Origin of the sequence: Amycolatopsis australiensis, assembly GCF_900119165.1 — a bacterium.
GTDB lineage: Bacteria > Actinomycetota > Actinomycetes > Mycobacteriales > Pseudonocardiaceae > Amycolatopsis > Amycolatopsis australiensis.
Genome location: NZ_FPJG01000006.1, coordinates 3277484 through 3297355, shown reverse-complemented (window position 1 = coordinate 3297355; position 19872 = coordinate 3277484). Strand labels below are relative to the sequence as shown.

The following is a 19872-nucleotide window of genomic DNA, read 5'->3' as shown; positions in this document are numbered from 1 at the left end:
CTTTCGGATGTCTGCCGGCAACGGGCGTTCAGGCGGCGGACGGCCAGTCCGGCACCTCGACGCACTCCACGAGCGCGGTGGACCAGAAGAAGCCGGAGCCGATGCCCACCAGCATCACGCGGTCCCCGACGGAAAGCTCGCCCTGCTCGAGCATGTGCGTCAGCCCGGTGAACGGGTCCGCCGCGCCCACGTGCCCGGTGGTCCGCCCCAGCTCCCACGCGGTCTGGGAAACCTGGATGCCGAGCGACTTCGCCAGGTCGGTGAGCATGCTGAGGCCGAAGTTGGGGAAGATGAACCGGTCGACCTCGCCGATGGTCAGCCCCAGCTCGTCGAGCAGCTCCTGCACCGCTTCGACGTGGCCCCGGTTGAGCCGCTCGGCCACGTCGCGGACGTCACCGCGGTTGCGCAGGAACGAAAGCTTGCGCGCGTGCAGGTCGATCGGGCCGTGCGCGGCCGGGCTGAACAACGTGAACTCGCTGTCGCCGCGGTACATCGGCTCGAGCGTCGTGTCCGAGACGCACCCGACCCCCAGCACCCGCGCGAACCCGCGGCCACGGGCCAGCACCGCCGCCGCGCCGCCGTCCCCGAAGATGAACCGCGGGCCCTCGGTGTGCCAGCGGTCCAGGCCGGGCAGCGAGAACCGGTCCGCGGTGGTGACGATCGCCGCGCGGCGGTCCGGGTCGGCGACCAGGTGGTCGACGGCGAGCTGCAGCGCCGAAACGCCGCCCGCGCTCTGCTGGTTGACGTCCAGCGCCCGCGCGTGCCGGTTCTCCGCCAGCAGCTCACGATGGATGTAGGAGGACGCCGTCCACAGGTCGAGCCCCTGGAACCACGTATAGGCGTGCAGCAGCAGCGAAATCTCGGCGGGATCGACACCCGACCGCGTCAGCGCCGCCGCGCCGGCCCGCACCGCCATGCCGACGACCGTTTCGTCCTCGCCGGCCACGGTCGCCGATTCCCACGCGTATTCGTCCTGCAACCCCGGCGCGTACCGGCCCTCCCCGATCGGTTCCCGCGGCGGGAGCCAGCTCGCCACCCCGGCCAGGTAAATGTCGTTCACTCTCACTGAATCCTCCGCCGCTGTCCCCCGGTACCCATGCCGGACGTCCGGAAATGGCACGAGCATCCTTCTCGGTTTTTGACACTCCCACCGACAGTGGCACCGGGCCCGGCCGCCCCGCGCCTTGCCGATTGCGCACCACGGAATACCGCGGCGCCAGTTATTCGAGGATGCTTTTGCGAACGGTTCTCCGCAATTGCGGAGACGGTCCGGCGAGCCGCCCGGCAGTTGGTTAAGTTCTTGCCGAGCCGACTTTCCGTCGCTACTCTCGTAAGTGAGCATCCGGTCACTACCCGGATGCGCTCCACTCCGGAATCCCGTTTCCGACGTATTCGTCGAACCGCGCCCGTCACCACGTTTTGTCGGCGCACGCGGCCGGAGCCTTACTGGTAACCCATTCCGAAAGGTCGGTACAACAGTGATGTTCAGCAACCTCGGAATCGCACGCCGGGCCGCCACCGTGCTGGCGGTCAGCTCGGGTGTCATCGCCCTGTCCGCGACGGCCGCGCTGGCCGCGGGACCGAGCGCCACCGTTTCCCCGGCGTCCGGTCTCGCTTCCGGCCAGTCCGTCACGGTTTCCGGGTCGGGCTTCCCCGGCGGCGCGACCATCGGCGCCGTCGAGTGCAACACCTTCACGGACCCGGCCACGGCGAGCTGCGACGTGACCGACTCCCGCACCACCACGGCCGACGCGAGCGGCAGCTTCACCCTGCAGCTGACGGTCGTGTCGTCGTTCAGCGGCGTCAACCCGGCCAACGGCGGCCAGCCGGCCGGCGCGGTCGACTGCTCGGCCGCCGGGTGCACGGTCTACGTCGGCACCGACACGGGCATCTCGGTCCCGGTGGCGGTCAGCTTCCAGTAGCCGCCGGACGCGGAGCGGGCGGCCGGGCCGGTGCCCCAGCACCGGCCCGGCCGCACCTCCCCGCGGAGCGCGGATCACAGAACGTCCACAAAAGACCGTCTACTGCAGAGGAACAGTCGTCGGTCAGGCCGCCCGCTGGGCCGCCTGCGCCGCCTCGATCAACGCGCCGACCGTCGTCCGGTTGGTCAGCACGCTCTCGGCCATCCGGATCCCGAGCACCCGCTCGATCTCGAAGACGAGCTGCACGTGGGCGAGCGAGCCCCACGAGCCGACGTCCTCGGGCGTCGTTTCGGCCCCCCGGTTCGGCGGCTCCCCGACGACCCGGGTGAACGCCTCCGTGACCACCGTGACAATCCCACTCACCGCTGTACCGTCCTTTCGTCGGATTCCCCGCCGGCGATGTGCCGCGTCGCGAGGTCGTCGAGGGCCGCGAGCGGCAGGCTGTAGCGCTGCTCGCCCGCTGCCGCCTCCCGGGGCGCGAACCCGAGCTGCGGATACAGATCCGCCACCAGCGCGTTGCGGTCGGTCGCCCGATAGCAGCCGACGAGCGTCGTGCAGCCCCGGGCGGCGGCCGCGCGGCCCAGCTGACCCAGCAGCAGCCGTTCGGCGGTGCGGCCGATCACCCGGCAGCTCAGCAGCAGCGTGTCCACCACCGCCTCTTCGCCCTGCAGCTCGGCGAAGGCGACACCCACGACCCCGTGGTCGGCCAGCCGGTCCCGCAGCGCCAGCGCCAGGCAGATCCAGCGCGGATCGGCGGCCAGCGCCGCGACCTCCTGCTCCGAACGCCGCCGCGTGGTGAGGTTGAACTGGTTCGTCTTGCCCAGCAGCTGCGCGACCCGGGGCAGCAGCGCGTCGTCGACGGGACGCACGACGCCTTCCATGGCCAGGTCGTCGAGGAAGTCTTCCAGCGACCCCGTCCGCTCGCGCAGTTCCGCGGCGGCACGCAGGCCGGCGTAGGACGCGTTGCGCTGCCGGTCCGCCGCGGTGAGCCGCCCGGGCTCCAACGTGGGCCGTCCCGCCAGCGCGGCGACGTAGTCGGACGGGTTCGCCGGGAGGTCGATGACGTCGACCTGCGGCAGCGCGCGGCGGACCTCGAGACGTTCCGCGGGGTTGTCGTCGGCGAAAGCGAAGCTGTCCAAGCCGAGCGAAAGCCGGGACGCGAGTTCGCGCAGCTGCTCGGACTTGGGCCGCCAGTCGGCCACCACGGCCGCCAGGTGCTCGGGCCGCAGGCGCATGCCCGGCACCCCGGCGATCGCGCGGCGGGCGAGGTCCGCGTCGTTCTTCGTGGCCACGGCGAGCGCGACACCGCGCCGGTGCAGCGTCAGCAGGTGCTCCTGGAAGGCCGCGAACGCCTCGCCGCGCGGTGAGGCGGTCAGCCCCACGCCGTCGATGCCTTCCTCGCCGACGACACCGTCCCAGAGCGTGTTGTCCAGGTCGACGACGACGCACCGCCGGCTCAGTCCCTGGTCCGCGGCGAGCGCGGCCGCGGTGGCGCGGGCCACCGCCGGCAAGGCGGCGAGGGACACCGCTTGGCGGGCGGCGAACCAGAACCGGTCGTCGCGCCAGTCCCGCAGGCCGTGTTCGGCGGCGAGCCGCTCGCAGTCCACCAGCACGGCGTCACTGCCGGCGCGCAGCTCGGCGTTGACCCGCGCGACGACCGCCGACGGGCTCTCCGGGAACCGCAGCGCGGCGGAGCCGAACGGGTCGGCCGCGGGCGGGGTGAAGAGGAACTGGCAGACACCGATCCCGGCGCCGCGCGCGGCCTCGTGCAGCCGTGTCCACCGCCGGACGGCGTCGCCGGCCACGTCGTCCGGTGCCCGGCCGGCGAGTTCGCCGAGGGCCAGGTCGTCCGTCGTGGGGACGAGCAGCACGTAGTCGGGACGCTCGCGGCAGGTCGCCGAACGCGGGTCGAGCAGTTCCTGCTCGAGCTGGCCGTACGGCGCCTGCGTGACCTCGAGCCCGAGCCCCGCGGCCAGGCCGGCCGCCGGCAGCAGTTCCGCGAGCAGGTCACCGGTCGACGTGGCCAGCACCCGGATTTTCAGGGTGCGGCGGAGGTGGGGGGCGAACGCGCCGGGATGCCGCGCGAGCTCGGCCACCGCGCGCCGCCACGTCCCCAGGTCCACAGTGGACCGCAGCGCGGCGACCAGCTCGGCCGCGTCGTGCGGGCCGAACGGGGCCGCGACGCCGGGCTGGGCGACTGTCGACGTCATGTCTGTTTCCTTCCGCCTGGCTCACCGTCCACCTTCGTCGCACCGGACGCCGGCGGGCATCTCCGCGGTTGCGGAAAGGGACAGCGCGCGAACGGGATCGGCCCGCAACGATGGAGGTGACCCGCGCCCGCGCCCGCGGGCATCGTTGAGCGATGAATGTGAAGGCCAAGCTGTACCGAGAATGGCAGGACGACCCCACGTTTCCCGGGCGGGACGCGCGCGTCCCCGAACCGGCGGCCGGGCCGCGCCTCGGGGCCGCCGGCGGTCTGTACCTGGAGCTGCTGAAGAAGGTGCTCACCGGCACTCTCGCGAGCGACGAGCCCGACATCGACGACGCGCGGTTCCTGCGGGACTTCATCGACCACTACATCACCGGCAACGCGTACACGATGGTGCCGCGCGTGCGCCTGGACAACATCCAGGCCTGCATCGCGGACGTGGTCGAGCGGCGGGTCCCCGGCGACTTCATCGAGACCGGTGTCTGGCGCGGCGGCACCACGATCTTCATGCGCGGCATGCTGGCCGCGCTCGGCTGCACCGACCGGCGGGTGTGGGTGGCCGACTCGTTCCAGGGGCTGCCCGAGCCCGACGCCGAGAAGTTCCCCGCCGAGGCCAAGGCGCACGCGAGCAGCACCATGACCGACGCCTACCAGCACTTCGCGGTCTCGCGCGCCGACGTCGAAGCCAACTTCGCGGCGTTCGGCCTGCTCGACGCGCAGGTGCGGTTCCTCGAGGGCTGGTTCAAGGACACCCTGCCCACCGCGCCGGTCGAGCGCCTGGCCGTGATCCGCCTCGACGGCGACTACTACGAATCCACTATGGACGCGCTCACCAGTCTCTACGACAAGCTGTCGCCCGGCGGGTACGTGGTGGTCGACGACTACGGCGAAGACCTGTGGACCTACTGCCGCAAGGCGGTCGACGACTTCCGCCGCGACCGCGGCCTGACCGGCGAGCTGACGCGGGTCGATTCCAAGTGCTACTACTGGCGGCGCGAGGACTAGCCCGCCTTTCCGCCCGGTCACCAGGGCAATCGCCAAGACGTGAACGGAGCGCTTTCGCGATTAATCTCGCCAGACCGGTTCCGGTTCGAATGGAGGTGGACTGGTGAAACGTCTGATCGTCACCGCGGTCACCGGCGTGGCCATGGCGTTCACAGCGGTCAACGCTCCGGCCGCGACCGCGGCGCCGCCCGGCGCCATCACGTGGGGCCCGTGCGACGTGCCGTGGCTGGTGGCCGCGGGCGCCCAGTGCGGCATGCTCGACGTGCCGATGGACTACCGCAGGCCGGACGGCAAGCGGATCCAGCTCGCGGTGTCGCGGGTGCGGCACACGTCTCCGGACAGCGCTTTCCAGGGTGTCATCACGACCCTGCCGGGCGGGCCCGGCCAGTCCGGGCTGGGCATGTCCGCGCTGGGCCCGCTGCTGCCCGGCCACGCCGGGGACACCTACGACTGGATCGGCTTCGCCCCGCGCGGCGTCGGGACCAGCAAGCCCGCGCTGACCTGCGATCCCGGCTACATGGACTACGACCGGCCGAGCTACGTGCCGTCGACCCCGCAGCTCGAACAGGCGTGGCTCGGCCGCGTCCGCGGCTACGCCGCCGCCTGCGCCGCGCGCAACGACCCGGACCTGCTGGCGAACATGAAGACCACCGACACGGTGGCGGACCTGGAAAGCCTCCGCGTCGCGCTGGGCGTGAGCACGATGAGTTTCTACGGCTACTCCTACGGCACCTACGTCGGCCAGGTCTACGCGACCCTGCACCCGGAGCGGGTGCGCCGGATGGTCCTGGACAGCAACGTGGCGGCCCGCGACGTCTACTACCGGCTCAACCTGGACGAAAGCCCCGGCTTCGACCGGAACCTGAACCTCTTCCTCGGCTGGGTCGCTTCGCACGACGACGTCTACCACCTGGGCCGGACGCTGGCCGCGGTGCAGGCCGTCTTCGACGCGCAGCTGGCGAAGCTGGCGCGGCACCCGGCCGCCGGCATGGTCGGACCGGACGAATGGCTGGACATCTTCCAGCAGGCCAGCTACGGCCAGCCGAACTGGACGTTGCTCGGCAGCGTGTTCGCCGGCTGGGTCAACGCCGGTGACGGCGAGACGCTCAAGGCGTTGTTCGAGGAGGTCGGGGGACGCGGCGACGACAACGCCTACGCGGCGTACCTGGCCGTGGAGTGCACGGACACGCAGTCGCCGGTCAACTGGAACAAGTGGCGGGCCGACACCTGGCAGGCGTTCCCGAAGGCACCGTACTTCGCCTGGCAGAACACGTGGTACAACGCACCGTGCGCGTTCTGGGGCACCGGCGCGGGCAAGCCGGTGGACGTCGGCAGCCGCGGTCTCGGCAGCCTGCTGCTGATCGACGAGACGCTCGACGCCGCCACGCCGTACGAAGGCAGCCTCGAAACCCGTGGCCGGTTCCCGAACAGTGCCCTGATCGCGGTGCCCGGTGGCACGAGCCACGCGAACACGTTGCGCGGCAACGCCTGCGTGGACGACAAGATCGCGAAGTACCTGACGGACGGCACGTTGCCCGCGCGTCAGCCCGGCAAGCGGTCCGATGTGGACTGCGCGCCACTGCCGCTGCCGGATCCGGGAGCGAGCTGATCGGCACGGCTGAACGCGAGCACGAGAAGGGCGGCCCACGCGGGCCGCCCTTCTCGCCGTTTCCGGAAAGTCATTTGCGCACAGGCAAAGGCATCGCGCGACCACGCAACACCGCGAGAAGACACTGGCGGACTCTCGGTGAGAGCCTCGGCACAGACCGTCGCGTTCCGACCTCAACCGGCCGGCGCCGGTCAAGCCGAACGTCCCGAAGCCGAGAGGAGCACCAGCCGTGACGTCGACCCTGGAAGACGAGGCCGAACGGACGTCGCCCGAGCGTGCGGAGGCTCCCGCACGCACCCCGTTCTGGCGGCGGCCGTGGATCGTCCCGCTGGCCGTCGCCGTGGTCTTCTACACCTACACGGCGGCCGAGCCGTTCGTCGGCGTCCCGGAGGCGCAGGCGCCGCTGCAGCCGCACCCGGGTTTCGGGCTCTACTACCCGTTGCTGATGGTCCACATCGGGGCCGGCACGGTGGCGATGCTGACGATGGTGCCGCAGGTGTGGCCGTGGCTGCACCGGCACCACCCGAAAGTGCACCGCGTGACGGGCCAGGTCTATCTCCTCGCCGTGCTGGTCGCCGGATCCGCGGCACTCGTGGTCGTCTGGTGGGCGCCGCAGCCCGGCAAGGTCGGCGCGCTGTGCCTGACGGTCTTCTGGCTGGCCACGACCGCTGCCGGATACTGGACGGGCCGGCGCGAAGACTACGAGAAGCACCGCCGGTACATGCTGTACAGCTTCGCGATCGCCGCGAGCAACATGGGCGGCGCCTACGGCCTGATGGTGCTGGAGCTGCTCGGGATCTCCGTCGACCCCGCGTACTTCGGGGAAGCCGCCCGGTGGATTCCCTGGGTCGGCGACCTGATGCTGGTGCAGTGGTGGCTCCACCGCACCGCACGCCGGCCGGTGCGCGGGTGAGCTGCCCGTCCCGGGAACGCCACTGCCCCGGCCGCACCGTGGGGTGCGGCCGGGGCAGGCGGTGCCGGCGGTGTCAGTTGATCGACTCGGGCACGCTGACCAGCGGTTCCTCGGGGACGGCGACGACAGGCCGGACCTTGCGCCGCGCCCAGCGCCGCATGACCGGCTCCTCCACCAGCCGGGTCAGCGCCCACGCCACCAGGACCACCACCGCGAGCACACCGGCGAGGATCCCGAGCGCGGCGGGGAGCGACCAGCTCTCGGTGGCGCCGAGGACGACGTGCCCGTAGCTGAGGACCAGGAAGTGGACCAGGTAGAACGCGTAGGACACGACGCCGAGCCACACCAGCCACCGGGCGCGGAACACCGAGCGCCTGCCGGACGCGTCCGCGACCGCCACCGAGGTGATGAGCAGGGCGAGCGGCAGCGCCACCGTCGCTTCCAGGCTGTACGCGGTCGGGAACACGATCTGCTGCAGGACGACGCCGAGGGCCACGATGCCCAGGCTCGGCAGGATGCGCAGCCCGATCCAGCGCTTCTCGCGCACGACGCGGACCATCAGGATGCCGAGGACGAAGTCGAGGCACCGGGCCGGCGGGAACCACTCGAGGAACCAGTTCTGGGTGACCGAGAAGTCCATGCCGGGCATGGCCTCGGCGCTCGGCAGGAGCGTCGAGATGGCGGGCAGCGCGACGATGGCCGCGGTGACGGCGCCGACCGCCCACCAGAGCCCGTTGGCCGGGATCCGCTTGATGCCCCGGTACAGGAACGGGAACAGTAGGTAGAAGAGCGCCTCACAGGCCAGCGACCAGGTCACCGGGTTGTTCGAGACGATCACCTGGATGTCGGGCGACCAGCTGTGGACCACGAACAGGCTGGGCAGGATGTCCGAGAAGCCGGTGAACATGCCGGCCCAGAGCGACAGCAGAAGGGCGGCCACCCACACCACGAGGTAGTTGGGGTAGATCTTGAAGAACCGGCGGCGCCAGAAGTGACGCTTCGGTTCCCCGTCGACCGCCGACCAGGTCAGCACGAACCCGCTGAGCAGGAAGAAGAACTCGACGCCGATCCAGCCGGCCGAGTAGGCGAAATTGGTGAAGTGCGCGGCCGTGGTCTCGGTGAAGTACCCGAGCAGGCAGGCGTGGCAGGCGAAAACCAGGAAGGCGGCCAAGAACCGCATTCCGGTCAGTGACGGGAGCCGGGAAAAGGCACCGGCCCGGGGCTCGGTCATGCTTCCTCGCTTTCGGTGGTGCTGGTCGCGTCGGCGACCAGGCTGCCCGTGACCTCGAATCCGGTCGCGGGATCGGCCGTCCGGAACCGTTCCGGAAAACCGGGACTGCGGTGCCGCGCGGGGGCGGCGGAACCGTCCGGTCCGCGACCGCCGGGCCGGGCGCGGCCGCCGGCCCGGATTCCGCTCGTGACCGGGCGGCCGAAGGTGTCCATAGGCGTGAGTTTCACACCGGCGGGGGCCGGCCCACGTCTTCCGCTTTGCCGGAAACCACGCCACGGCGATCCCGGCCCGGCGGCGAGGAGAGCACGTTCGAGTAAGCCCGGACCGGGTGCTCTGTGCCATCCTCGGGACCATGCACAGCCCGTTAGCGCCCCGATGCCGCCTCGGCGAAAGCAGCCGCGGCCGGCGACCCGCGCTACCGGACAGGGCGCGGATCCGCGCCGCGGCACCTGGACCGGCCCCCCGTCGCGGGCCGGTCGGGGAAGCCGCCGTGACCGGCCGCAGCACGCGCACGCGCGAACGCCGCGGCCCGAAGCCGTCCGGGCCGGACAAGGCACCAGGGCGTGCCGTTTCCCGAGGGAGGACCAGCAGCACCTAGGACGAGAAGGCAGCCTATCCGGCGAGTGCCTGACAAAAACCACGGCAAATCATCCGGGCGCCCACGAACGGGTGCCGTCCGGCACTGGGAAACGACCCGGTGCGGGAAGAAGATCTGGAGAACCTGATGCGGAAGCTGATTCTGGGATTCTACGTTTCGGTCGACGGCAAGAGCGCCGACGGCGACAACGGAATCCGCGACATCATGATGAGTATCGACGACGAGGAGCAGGAGAAGTACTTCGTCAAGCGCCTGTGGGAGGCCGGTGCCTTCCTGATGGGCCGCAACACCTGGGAGATCATGGCCAGCTACTGGCCCACCTCCGACCACCCGTCGGCCAAGGCCATGAACGAGATCCCCAAGGTCGTGTTCTCCCGCACCCTCAAGAACGCCGACGAGTGGGCCGAGACCCGCATCGCCAGCGGTGACACCGCGGAAGAGATCGCCAAGCTCAAGGCCGAGCCGGGCAAGGACCTCGTCGCCGCGGGCGGCACGCAGTTCTCGCAGTCGCTCATCAAGCTCGGCCTGGTCGACGAGTACCGGCTGTGGGTGCTCCCGGCCATCACGGGCAAGGGCGCGCCGCTGGTCCCCGAGCTGGACGAGGCGGTGAAGCTGCGCCTGGTGAAGAGCACGGCGTTCCCGCTCGGCATCCTCGAGCTGGTCTACGTGCCGGAAGGCAAGTAAGACCGACGGCGGGCCGGCACGCACGTCGGCCGGTCCGCCACCCGAGTCCCCCAGGCTCGCGCACGAAAACCGGGGACGGGCAGTTCGCCCGTCCCCGGTTTCGTCGTGTCCGGCTCAGTGCCCGTGGACCCGGTCGAGCACGTGCTTGGCCAGCTCCGGCGTCACGGCGTCGGGCCGGTCCGCGGGCGGCGGCGGCGTGATCCGGCAGCGGCCCGGAGCGCTCCCGGGCAGCACGAACCCGGGCTCGTCGGTCAGCACCGAGATCGCGACCTCGCCGGGAGGCACCGGCACCGGCCGGTCGTTGCGGCACGCGAGCAGGAAGGCCAGCCAGCTGCGGTACGACACCAGCAGCTCGGAGAAGGCCAGCGGCGGCTTGCTGAGGCCGAGCCGGGCCGCCAGCCCCGCGAGCCCCTCGCTCATCAGCTGTTCCATCTCCGCGATGCAGGACCCCGGATCACCGTCCAGATCGGGACACGGCAGGTCGCCAAGGCCCAGCTTTCCCTGGAACTCGGCGAAACGCTCGGTGACGTGGTCGGTGCCGGGCCAGGTCGGCTGCACCAGGATCGCGGTGACCTCGCGCTCGCCGGCGAGCGCTCCCGCGATCCGCAGGGTCAGCGCGGCGGCGCTGCAGTGCCCCACGACGAACACCGGCCGGTCGGGGGCCGCGGCCGCACGGAAGAGATCGGCGGTCTCCTCGGCCAGTTCCGGCAACGCGGCGAAGCGCCGGTCGCCGGACAGCGCGCCGCGCGGGTCCACCTGGTACACCGGATGGCCGGCGGCCGCGTCGGCGACCAGCCGGCTGAGCCGTGGCGCCGCGGTGAGCGGCTGGAAGTCGGCCACCAGGATGGCCGCTCCGTCGCCGGGGCTGAGCGGGCTGAACAGTGGTCGGGTACCCACGACGGCCTGCATCGCTGTTTCCCTTCGCCGAAGGCGGAAGACTTCCTTGCATCGTCCCAGCGGCGCCCGCCGCCGGACGTCTCGCGGCGTGCTCGGGCACGGTTTCGCGCGCGCCGCAAGGGGGTTCGCATCGACGAAGTTGCCGCGGCGGCGACCCGCCGCGAACCATGGCTCCATGGCAGAGAAATGGGAAGTGCTGGTCCGGCGGGACGACTTCGCCGCGACCGAGATCCGGACCCCGGTCCTGGACGAGCTGCGGCCCGGTGAGGTCCGGCTCGAGATCGAGAAGTTCGGGCTCACGGCCAACAACGTCAGCTACGCCCGGTTCGGCGACGGGAACGTTCCCTTCTGGAACGCCTTCCCGGCGCCGGGCGAGCTCGGCCGGGTGCCGCTCTGGAGTTTCGTGCGGGTCACCGAGTCGCGCAACGCCGACGTCCCGGCCGGCGGCCGCTACTTCGGTTTCGTGCCGATGGCCAGCCACCACACCGTGCAGGCGGAAGCCACGCCGCGGGGTTTCGTGGAAACGGCGCCGCAGCGGGCTTTCCTGCATCCGTGGTACCTGACGTTCCAGCGCGCCGGCGAGCCGGACGACCTGGACGACGTCCGCGCCCTCGTGCGTCCGGTGTTCCCGGCGTCGTTCAACCTCGCCGACCTCGTCGAGCGGCAGATCGCGCTCGGCGCGCAGTCGGTGCTGATCACCAGCGCCTCCTGCAAGACGGCGATCGGCCTGGCCGACGAGCTGGCCGCGCGCGGCGCCGGTATCCGGGCCGTCGGCGTCACGTCCGCGGGCAACCGGGCGTTCGTCGAGAGCCTGGGCACCTACGACGAAGTGGTCACCTACGACGCCATCGAATCGGCCGGCGTGACGGCGCCGGCGGTCCTCGTCGACTTCACCGGCTCGGCCAAGTGGCTGGGCGTGGTGTACCAGCACTTCGCGCCTTCGCTGTCCCACGGCGTGCTCATCGGCCTCACGCACCCGAACCCCGACGACAAGGCGCCGCCCGGGCTGCCCGACCCGCAGCCGGAGTTCTTCTTCACGCCGGTGATCGAAGACCAGGCCATCGCGGCCGAGGGCGCGGACGCCTACTACGCCCGCTACCACGAGGCGGAAACCCGGTTCCTGCGGCGGCTGGCGTCCCGGCTGGCCATCCGCGGCGGCCGGGGACCGGCCGAGCTGGCCGGCGCCTTCCGGTCCGTGCTCGCCGGGGACCAGGCGCCGGACGAGGGCCGCGTCCTGCTGCCGTGACCGTCATCCCCGGCAAGCCGAAGAAAAAGGGGCCGGCGCCGCCTTCTGGGCGGCGCCGGCCCCTTTTCAGGCTGCCGTCTGTTTCGGCAGCGACCAGTGCAGCCCGTCGGGCGAGGGCACCAGCCCGCCGGCCCGGATCGGGACCTGCTCGTCCTCGGTGCTGCCGGTGGCGGCCTGCACCTGGATGCGGGCTCCGGCCTCGGCGACCGACCAGATCATGTCGTCGATCTCGCCGTCGCGCCGGTCGAGGTAGGAGCCGGCGTCGATGAGCGCGCGCTCCTCCGACGAGCCGCCGCCCACCAGGTCCACGAAGGACTCCACCGACGACGCCGCGCTGCCGGTGACCCGCTTGGCCTTCCAGAAGTACGACTTCTCGTCCGAGTGCTTGTCGTAGAAGGCGACGAGGAAGTCGTGGAAGCGCGCGTACTCCTGCCGGTACCGCAGCTCGTACTCCTCGAACAGCGCGGTCTCGTCGACGTCGGCCGTGGTACCCAGCGCGGTGTTGAGCGAACGCGCGGCGAGCAGCCCGCTGTAGGTGGCCAGGTGCACGCCGGAAGAGAACACCGGGTCGATGAAGCAGGCGGCGTCGCCGGCGAGGACCAGGCCCGGCCGCCAGAACTTCTCCTGGATGTAGGAGTAGTCCTTGCGCACCCGGACTTCGCCGTAGGGGCCGCTGGTGACCCGCTCGGCCTCGGACAGGTAGTCGGCGATCATCGGGCAGTCCGCGATCAGCTCGAGCAGGGCGCTCGCGCGGTCGCCCTGGATCCGCTTCAGCTCGTCCGGGTGCAGCACCACCCCGACGCTGGTGAGCTCGTCGGACAGCGGGATGTACCAGAACCAGCCCGCGTTGAACGCGACGGCCAGGATGTTGCCCTCGGTCGGGGCCGGCATCCGCTTGCCGCCGGTGAAGTAGCCGAACAGCGCGATGTTGCGGAAGAACTCCGAGTACTGCCGCTTGCCGCCGACCCGGCCGTGGATGCGGCTCGTGTTGCCCGACGCGTCCACCACGTACCGGGCGCGGAACTCGCGGCGCACGCCGGCGTCGTCGGTGCACCTGACCCCGACGACCCGGCCGTCCTCCTCGATGACGTCGGTGACCGCGTGCTCCTCGCGGACGTCGACGCCGTGCTTCCGGGCGTTCTCGAGCAGGATCTGGTCGAACTTCATCCGCTCGACCTGGTAGGCGGTCGACGCCGTCCCGGCGAACTTCGGCGAGATCCCGAAGGCGAAGGTCCACGGCTCGGGGTTGGCGCCCCAGCGGAACGTCCCGCCGCGCTTGAGCGGGAACCCGGCCGCCTCGAGCTCGTCGGACGCCCCGAGCAGCCGGCAGATGCCCTGCACGGTGGACGGCAGCAGCGACTCGCCGATCTGGTAGCGGGGGAACCGCTCCTTCTCCAGCTGCACGACCCGGTGGCCCTGCTGGGCCACCAGGGTCGCCACCGTCGAACCGCTCGGGCCGCCGCCGACGACCACGACGTCGGTTTCAATGGTTTCTGTCATCGTTCATCCTTCGCTCAGCGGGGATTGCTGCTGCCGGGCTGCCCTGGCCGTGACGGCCCGCTCGATCGCGGTCCGCGCGTGCCACAGGTCGTCCGGCTCCTCGGGGATGTCGAGCACGAACGTGCGGATGCCGCCGTCGAGGTACGTCGAGACCGCCTGCGCCACCTCGTCGTAGTTGCCGACCAGGTAGGGGCAGAACGTGTGGTGGTACCGGAACGGGACCAGCCAGTAGGTCTGTCCCGGCGCTTCGTCGGGAATGGGCACGGCGGCCAGCTGCGGCTGCCAGGACGACACGGCGGTGGACAGCAGCAGCTTCATCCGGTCGGCCCCTTCCGGGGTCGCCGGGAACCGCTTGTGCGCGATCCGCCACGCCTCGGCCGAGTCCTCCCGCGCGATGATCCCGACGCTGATGCCCGAGCCGAACTTGTTCTTGCGGACGTCCGGGCCGGCGAAGTCCTCCGGCAGCAAGGGGAACGACAGCTGGCCGACGCCCAGCGCCTCGCCCGCCTGCAGGCTGGCCGGCGACGAGCCGGACACGTACGCCGTCGGCAGCAGGTCGTGGGGCACCGGCGCGGTGAGCCGGGCGCGGCGGAAGTTGTAGTACTCCCCCGCGAAGTTCACCATGCCGCCGGTGAGCAGCTTCTTGACGATCGTCGCGTACTCGGTGAGCCGGTCGTACCGTTCGTCGTGCGACGCGGTGTCGCCCTGCACGGCGAGATCGCGGCTGAACCCGCCGCTGACGAAGTTGACGTCGATCCGCCTGCCGTACAGGTGCGCCAGCGACGACACCGACCTGGCCAGCGCGAACGGGCTCAGGTCGATCGGCTGGACGGCGACGAGCGGGACGAAGCTCTCGGTGTGCGCGATCGCCGCCTGCGCCGACATCAGGGAATCGATCGAGGTGTTGTCGCTGTAGATCAGCGCACCGCGGTAGCCGGCTTCCTCGGCCCACCGGGCGACCTCCAGCAGCCGGCGCAGGTGGTACTGCTCGTCGCGCCGGATGCTGGAACGAGCGGTCGAGTAGACGGTGACGCCGCTGGCGGCCAGGTCCGTCATCGTTCCTCCCTCCTTCGGGCGTGGGGTGGTCAGGGCTGCCCGGCCGCGGGCGACGAGCCCCGGCCGGTGATGCCGCCGACGGACGGGTCGGCCAGGAACTCGCGCAGGCCGATCGTGATGCCGAACTGCTCTTCGAGCCGGGCGACGAGCACGGCCGAAAGCAGCGAGTGGCCGCCCAGGTCGAAGAAGCTGTCGTCGACCCCGACCCGCTCCACGCCGAGCACCTCGGCGAACAGCTCGCACAGGCGCTCTTCGAGCGGCGTGGCGGGCGCCCGGCCCGCGGTGGCCGTGAACGTCGGCGCGGGCAGGGCCTTGCGGTCCAGCTTCCCGTTGAGCGACAACGGCAGCGCGTCCAGCACGACCACCGCGTTGGGCACCATGTGCCCGGGCAGGACCCGTGCGGCCGCGGCGCGCAGCTGCGCCGGGTCCGGGGCGCACCCCGCCTCGGGCTGCACGTACCCCACCAGGCGCCGGTCGCCCGGCCGGTCCTCCCGGACCACGACGACGGCCTGGTCCACGCCCGGCTGCCCGGCCAGCACGGCCTCGATCTCGCCCGGCTCGATCCGGAACCCGCGGACCTTGACCTGCTGGTCCACCCGGCCCAGGTACTCCAGCTCGCCGTCGTCGCGCCAGCGCACCAGGTCCCCGGTCCGGTACATGCGCTCGCCGGACCCGAACGGGCAGGCCACGAACCGCTGCGCGGTCAGCCCGGCCTGGTTCAGGTAGCCGCGGGCCAGGCCGGGACCGGCGAGGTACAGCTCGCCCGCCACGCCCGGCGGCACCGGGTTCAGCCTGCCGTCCAGCACGTAGGTCCGCACGTTCCAGTTCGGGCCGCCGATCGGCGGGGTGCCGCCGCCGGACAGCGGACCGCCGATCGTCGCGCACACCGTCGCCTCGGTCGGGCCGTAGCCGTTGAACAGCCGGCGGCCCGGCGACCACTCGGTGACGACCTCGCCCGGCAGAGCTTCGCCGCCGACGACCAGGCACTCCAGGCCGGGCAGGCGCTCGGGTGCCGCCCCGGCCAGGGCGGCCGGCGCCACCACGGCGTGGCTGACCCGCAGCTCGCGCAGGGTCTCGGCCAGGACGTCGCCGGACAGCTGTCCCGGCTCGGGCAGCACCAGCGCCGCCCCGGACGTCAACGCCGACAGCAGCTCCAGCATGGACATGTCGAAGCTGAGCGACAGCAGCTGGGCCACCCGGGACGCGGGGGTGACGGCCAGGGTCTCGACCGCGAACGCGGCCAGGTTGGCCAGGCCCTGGTGGCTGACCACGACGCCCTTGGGCCGCCCGGTGGAGCCGGACGTGTAGATCACGTACGCGGGGTGCGCGGGCAGCAGGGGCGCGAGCCGGTCCTGGTCGGCGACCGTGCCGCCGGGAAGGTCCGCCACCACCGCGGCCACGCCCGGGTCGTCGAGGACGACCAGCCGCTCCCGGCCGGGAAGATCCGCTGCGCACCGCCGGTTCGTGAGCACCGCGACGGGGTCGGCGTCGGCGAGCATGTACCCGATCCGGTCGGCCGGGTACCCGGGGTCGATCGGCAGGTAGGCCGCGCCGGCCTTGGCCACCGCGAGCACCGCCGCCACCAGCTCCGGCGACCGCGGCAACGCCACCGCCACCAGCCGTTCCGGGCCGACACCCAGGCCGACGAGATAGCGCGCCAGCCGGGTCGACCGCGTGTCCAGCTCGGCGTAGGACCACGACACGCCCGCGGACTCGACCGCGACGGCGTCCGGGGTCCGCGCCGCCTGGGCGGCGAACAGCTCCGGCAGCACCGTGACCGGCACGTCCCGCGCGGTGTCGTTCCACCGCGAGACGACCAGGTCCCGCTCGGCCGCCGTCAGCAGGTCGACGTCGCCGAGGCGCCGCCCGGGGTCGGCCGTGACCTGACCCAGCAGCGCGACCAGCCGCCCGGCCAGCGCCTGCGCGGTGCCGTGGTCGAACAGGTCCGCCGCGTACTCCAGCGCGACGCTGATCCCGCCCGGGGAGCCGTCCGGCTCGTGCCGTGACTTGAACGTCAGCGAGAGGTCGAACTTGGCCGAGTTCCCGGCCAGTGCCAGGTCCTCGGCCCGCAGGCCGGGCACTTCCCAGTCCCGGCTGGTGTCCTCGTCGGAGGCCAGCATCACCTGGAACAGCGGGTGGTGCGCGGCCGACCGGACCGGGTTGAGCACTTCCACCAGGCGCTCGAACGGGACGTCCTGGTGCGCGTAGGCGGCCAGGTCCTGGTCGCGGACCCGGCGGAGCAGCTCCGCGAAGCTCGGGTCGCCCGAGAGGTCGGCCCGCAGCACCAGCGTGTTGACGAAGAACCCGACCAGGTGGTGCAGTCCCTCGTCCCCGCCGCGGCCGGCCACCGGCACGCCGATCGGGATGTCGGTGCCGGCCCCCGACCGCGACAGCAGGACCGCGAGCCCGGCCTGCAGCACCATGAACAACGTCACCTGGTGTTCACGTGCCAGCTGCACCAGCTCGCGGTGCAGCCCGGCGTCGACGTCGAGGGCGACGTGTCCGCCGCGGTAGGTGGGGTACGCCGGGCGCGACCGGTCGAACGGCAGCTCCAGCTGCTCGGGCAGGCCGGCCAGCGCCGACTCCCAGTACGCCACCTGCCGGGCCAGCACGCTGTCGTGGTCCTGGTCCCCGCCCAGCAGCCGGCGCTGCCAGAGCGTGTAGTCGGCGTACTGCACCGGCAGGTCCGTCCACTCGGGACGGTGACCGGCCAGCCGCGCCTGGTACGCCTGCCCCAGGTCCCGCAGCAGGACGCCGAGTGACCAGCCGTCACTGGCGATGTGGTGCATCAGCAGCACCAGTACGCACTCCTCGGCGCCCAGCTGGAACAGCCAGGCCCGCACCGGCAGCTCACGGGCCAGGTCGAACACGTGCCGGGCCGCCTGCCCGGTCAGCTCGGCCAGGCCGGCTTCCTCCGCCGGCACCACCGTGAACTCCGGCACCGCCTGCTCGGCCGGGACCACTTGCTGGTACGGCTGCCCGTCCACGATCGGGAAGACCGTCCGCAACGTCTCGTGCCGCCCGGCGACGTCGCGCAGGGCCGCGCCCAGCGCGTCCGCGTCCACCGGCCCGTGCAGCCGCCAGGCGAACGGCACGTTGTACGTCGTGCTCGGGCCCTCCAGCTGGTCCAGGAACCACAACCGCTGCTGCGCGAACGACAACGGCAGCCGCTCGGGCCGCTCGGCCCGCTCCAGGGCCGGCCACGCCTCGCCCGCCGCGTCCAGCGACTTCGCCAGCACCTCGACCGTCGGGTGGTCGAACACCGTCCGGATCTCCAGCTCCACGCCCAGCACCGAGCGCACCCGGCTGATCAGCCGGGCCACGAGCAGCGAGTGGCCGCCGAGGTCGAAGAAGCTGTCGTCGACGCCGACCCGGTCCACGCCCAGGACCTCGGCGAACAGCTCGCACAGGATCTCTTCGGCCGGGGTGGACGGCTCCCGCCCGGTCCCGGCCGCGTACCGAGGCGCGGGCAGGGCCTTGCGGTCCAGCTTTCCGTTGACCGTCAAGGGAAGCGCGTCCAGCACCACCACCGCGGCGGGCACCATGTAGACCGGCAGCACCTCGGCCGCCGCGACCCGGATCGCGGCCGGGTCCACCCGGCTGCCCGGCGTCGGCACGACGTAGCCGGCGAGGCGCTGGTCGCCCGGCCGGTCCTCGCGGGCCACGACGACGGCCTGGGCCACCCCGGGCTGCGCGGCCAGCACGGCCTCGATCTCGCCGGGCTCGATCCGGAACCCGCGGACCTGGACCTGCTGGTCCACCCGGCCCAGGTACTCCAGCTCGCCGTCTTCGCGCCACTGCGCGAGGTCCCCGGTCCGGTACATGCGCTCGCCGGACCCGAACGGGCAGGCCACGAACCGCTGCGCGGTCAGCCCGGCCTGGTTCAGGTAGCCACGGGCCAGGCCCGGACCGGCGAGATACAGCTCGCCCGGCACACCCGGCGGCACCGCTTCGAGGCGCTCGTTCAGCACGTACACGCGGGCGTTCCAGATCGGCTTCCCGATCGGCGGCGCGTCCGATCCGGACAGTGGCCCGCTCATCGTCACGGCCACCGTGGCCTCGGTCGGGCCGTAGGCGTTGAACATCCGCCTGCCCGGCGACCACTCGGCGCAGACCTCGCCGGGGCACGCCTCGCCGCCGACCATCATGCATTCGAGCAGGGGCAGCTGCTCCGGTGCCGCGCCGGCCAGTGACGCCGGCCCGACGAGCGCGTGGCTGACGCGCAGCTCGTGCAGGGCCTCGGCCAGCACCTCCCCGGCCAGCTGCCGCGGCTCGGGCAGCACCAGCGCCGCTCCGGCGGGCAACGACATCATCAGTTCCATGACGGCCGCGTCGAAGCTCAGCGACGCCACCTGCCCCACGCGTGACTCCGGCCCGATCGCGAAGGTCGAGATCAGGTACGCCGACAGGCTCGCCAGGCCCTGGTGGGTGACCACCACGCCCTTGGGCCGCCCGGTGGAGCCGGACGTGTAGATCAGGTAGGCCGGGTGCGCGGCCAGCAGCGGCGCGAGCCGGTCCGCGTCGGTGACCGGGATGGCGGGCCGGCCGGCGACCGCCGCGGTCACCGCGGGGTCGTCGAGGTCGAGCACGGCCACGCCCGGCGCCTCCGGCAGCCGCGCCGAGGTGGCCTCGTCGGTGATCAGCAGGCCCGGGGCCGCGTCGGCGAGCATGAACCCGATCCGGTCCGCCGGGTAGCCGGGGTCTATCGGCAGGTAGGCCGCGCCGGCCTTCGCCACCGCCAGCACCGCGGCGACCATGCGCAGCGACCGCGGCAGCGCCACGGCCACCAGCCGCTCCGGGCCCACACCCAGCTCGACCAGGTGGCGCGCCAGCCGGCTCGACCGCGCGTCCAGCTCCGCGTACGACCACGACACCCCGCCGGACTCCACCGCGACCGCGTCCGGGGTCCGCGCGGCCTGCGCGGCGAACAGCTCCGGCAGCACCGTCACGGGAACGTCCCGCGTCGTGTCATCCCACCCGGGGAAACCCGGGCCCGGCTGGA

At 72.2% G+C, this 19872-nt stretch carries 15 protein-coding genes; 6 read left to right on the top strand and 9 right to left on the bottom strand.

Annotated elements, in window-relative coordinates:
* Nucleotides 1–28 precede the first annotated feature (28 nt).
* Nucleotides 29–1060, bottom strand: coding sequence for a ketoacyl-ACP synthase III family protein (locus BT341_RS43545; RefSeq protein ID WP_177328825.1), 1032 nt, complete (start codon nt 1058–1060; stop codon nt 29–31).
* Nucleotides 1061–1481: 421 nt separating this feature from the next.
* Between BT341_RS43545 and BT341_RS44310 the strand changes: the two genes are divergently transcribed.
* Nucleotides 1482–1922, top strand: coding sequence for an enediyne antibiotic chromoprotein (locus tag BT341_RS44310; RefSeq protein ID WP_143168577.1), 441 nt, complete (start codon nt 1482–1484; stop codon nt 1920–1922).
* Nucleotides 1923–2045: 123 nt separating this feature from the next.
* On the opposite strand, the gene BT341_RS17135 is transcribed toward BT341_RS44310, so the two are convergent.
* Both BT341_RS17135 and BT341_RS17130 read right to left on the bottom strand, forming a co-directional pair.
* On the bottom strand, nt 2046–2285 hold the full coding sequence (locus tag BT341_RS17135; protein WP_143168576.1) for an acyl carrier protein: 240 nt from the start codon (nt 2283–2285) through the stop codon (nt 2046–2048).
* A complete protein-coding gene (locus tag BT341_RS17130) occupies nt 2282–4132 on the bottom strand; it encodes an HAD-IIIC family phosphatase (protein WP_072477260.1) in 1851 nt (616 codons plus the stop codon). The genes BT341_RS17135 and BT341_RS17130 overlap by 4 nt, the downstream gene beginning before the upstream one ends.
* Nucleotides 4133–4284: 152 nt before the next feature.
* On the opposite strand from BT341_RS17130, the gene BT341_RS17125 reads away from it, so the two are divergent.
* From BT341_RS17125 to BT341_RS17115, 3 genes are all read left to right on the top strand, one after another.
* Entirely contained in the window at nt 4285–5136 is an 852-nt protein-coding gene (locus tag BT341_RS17125) for a TylF/MycF/NovP-related O-methyltransferase (protein ID WP_084742885.1), read from the top strand.
* Nucleotides 5137–5239: 103 nt separating this feature from the next.
* Nucleotides 5240–6745 (top strand): alpha/beta hydrolase, encoded by a 1506-nt coding sequence (locus BT341_RS17120; RefSeq protein WP_072477259.1) that lies wholly within the window; start codon nt 5240–5242, stop codon nt 6743–6745.
* A gap of 229 nt (nt 6746–6974) precedes the next feature.
* Nucleotides 6975–7658, top strand: coding sequence for a DUF2306 domain-containing protein (locus BT341_RS17115; RefSeq protein ID WP_072477258.1), 684 nt, complete (start codon nt 6975–6977; stop codon nt 7656–7658).
* Between the two features lie 73 nt (nt 7659–7731).
* Here BT341_RS17115 and BT341_RS17110 read toward each other — a convergent pair whose 3' ends face one another.
* Nucleotides 7732–8889 (bottom strand): acyltransferase family protein, encoded by a 1158-nt coding sequence (locus tag BT341_RS17110; protein ID WP_072477257.1) that lies wholly within the window; start codon nt 8887–8889, stop codon nt 7732–7734.
* On the bottom strand, nt 8886–9101 hold the full coding sequence (locus tag BT341_RS45325; RefSeq protein WP_072477256.1) for a hypothetical protein: 216 nt from the start codon (nt 9099–9101) through the stop codon (nt 8886–8888). Before BT341_RS45325 ends, BT341_RS17110 begins: the two co-directional genes overlap by 4 nt.
* A 512-nt stretch (nt 9102–9613) precedes the next feature.
* Between BT341_RS45325 and BT341_RS17100 the strand changes: the two genes are divergently transcribed.
* On the top strand, nt 9614–10171 hold the full coding sequence (locus tag BT341_RS17100) for a dihydrofolate reductase family protein (RefSeq protein WP_072482004.1): 558 nt from the start codon (nt 9614–9616) through the stop codon (nt 10169–10171).
* 114 nt (nt 10172–10285) lie between these two features.
* On the opposite strand, the gene BT341_RS17095 is transcribed toward BT341_RS17100, so the two are convergent.
* Nucleotides 10286–11068 carry an alpha/beta fold hydrolase gene (locus BT341_RS17095; RefSeq protein WP_143168575.1) on the bottom strand — a complete coding sequence of 261 codons (783 nt, stop codon included), beginning with the start codon at nt 11066–11068 and terminating at the stop codon, nt 10286–10288.
* A gap of 175 nt (nt 11069–11243) precedes the next feature.
* On the opposite strand from BT341_RS17095, the gene BT341_RS17090 reads away from it, so the two are divergent.
* A complete protein-coding gene (locus tag BT341_RS17090) occupies nt 11244–12314 on the top strand; it encodes a DUF2855 family protein (RefSeq protein WP_072477254.1) in 1071 nt (356 codons plus the stop codon).
* Between the two features lie 66 nt (nt 12315–12380).
* On the opposite strand, the gene BT341_RS17085 is transcribed toward BT341_RS17090, so the two are convergent.
* Genes BT341_RS17085 through BT341_RS17075 form a run of 3 tightly spaced genes read right to left on the bottom strand, consistent with a single transcriptional unit; the run spans nt 12381 to nt 19819 of the window.
* Nucleotides 12381–13814 carry an FAD-dependent oxidoreductase gene (locus BT341_RS17085; protein WP_072477253.1) on the bottom strand — a complete coding sequence of 478 codons (1434 nt, stop codon included), beginning with the start codon at nt 13812–13814 and terminating at the stop codon, nt 12381–12383.
* Between the two features lie 3 nt (nt 13815–13817).
* Nucleotides 13818–14870 carry an LLM class flavin-dependent oxidoreductase gene (locus BT341_RS17080; RefSeq protein ID WP_072477252.1) on the bottom strand — a complete coding sequence of 351 codons (1053 nt, stop codon included), beginning with the start codon at nt 14868–14870 and terminating at the stop codon, nt 13818–13820.
* A 29-nt stretch (nt 14871–14899) separates the two neighbouring features.
* Nucleotides 14900–19819 (bottom strand): non-ribosomal peptide synthetase, encoded by a 4920-nt coding sequence (locus BT341_RS17075; protein ID WP_177328824.1) that lies wholly within the window; start codon nt 19817–19819, stop codon nt 14900–14902.
* Between the last annotated feature and the right edge of the window lie 53 nt (nt 19820–19872).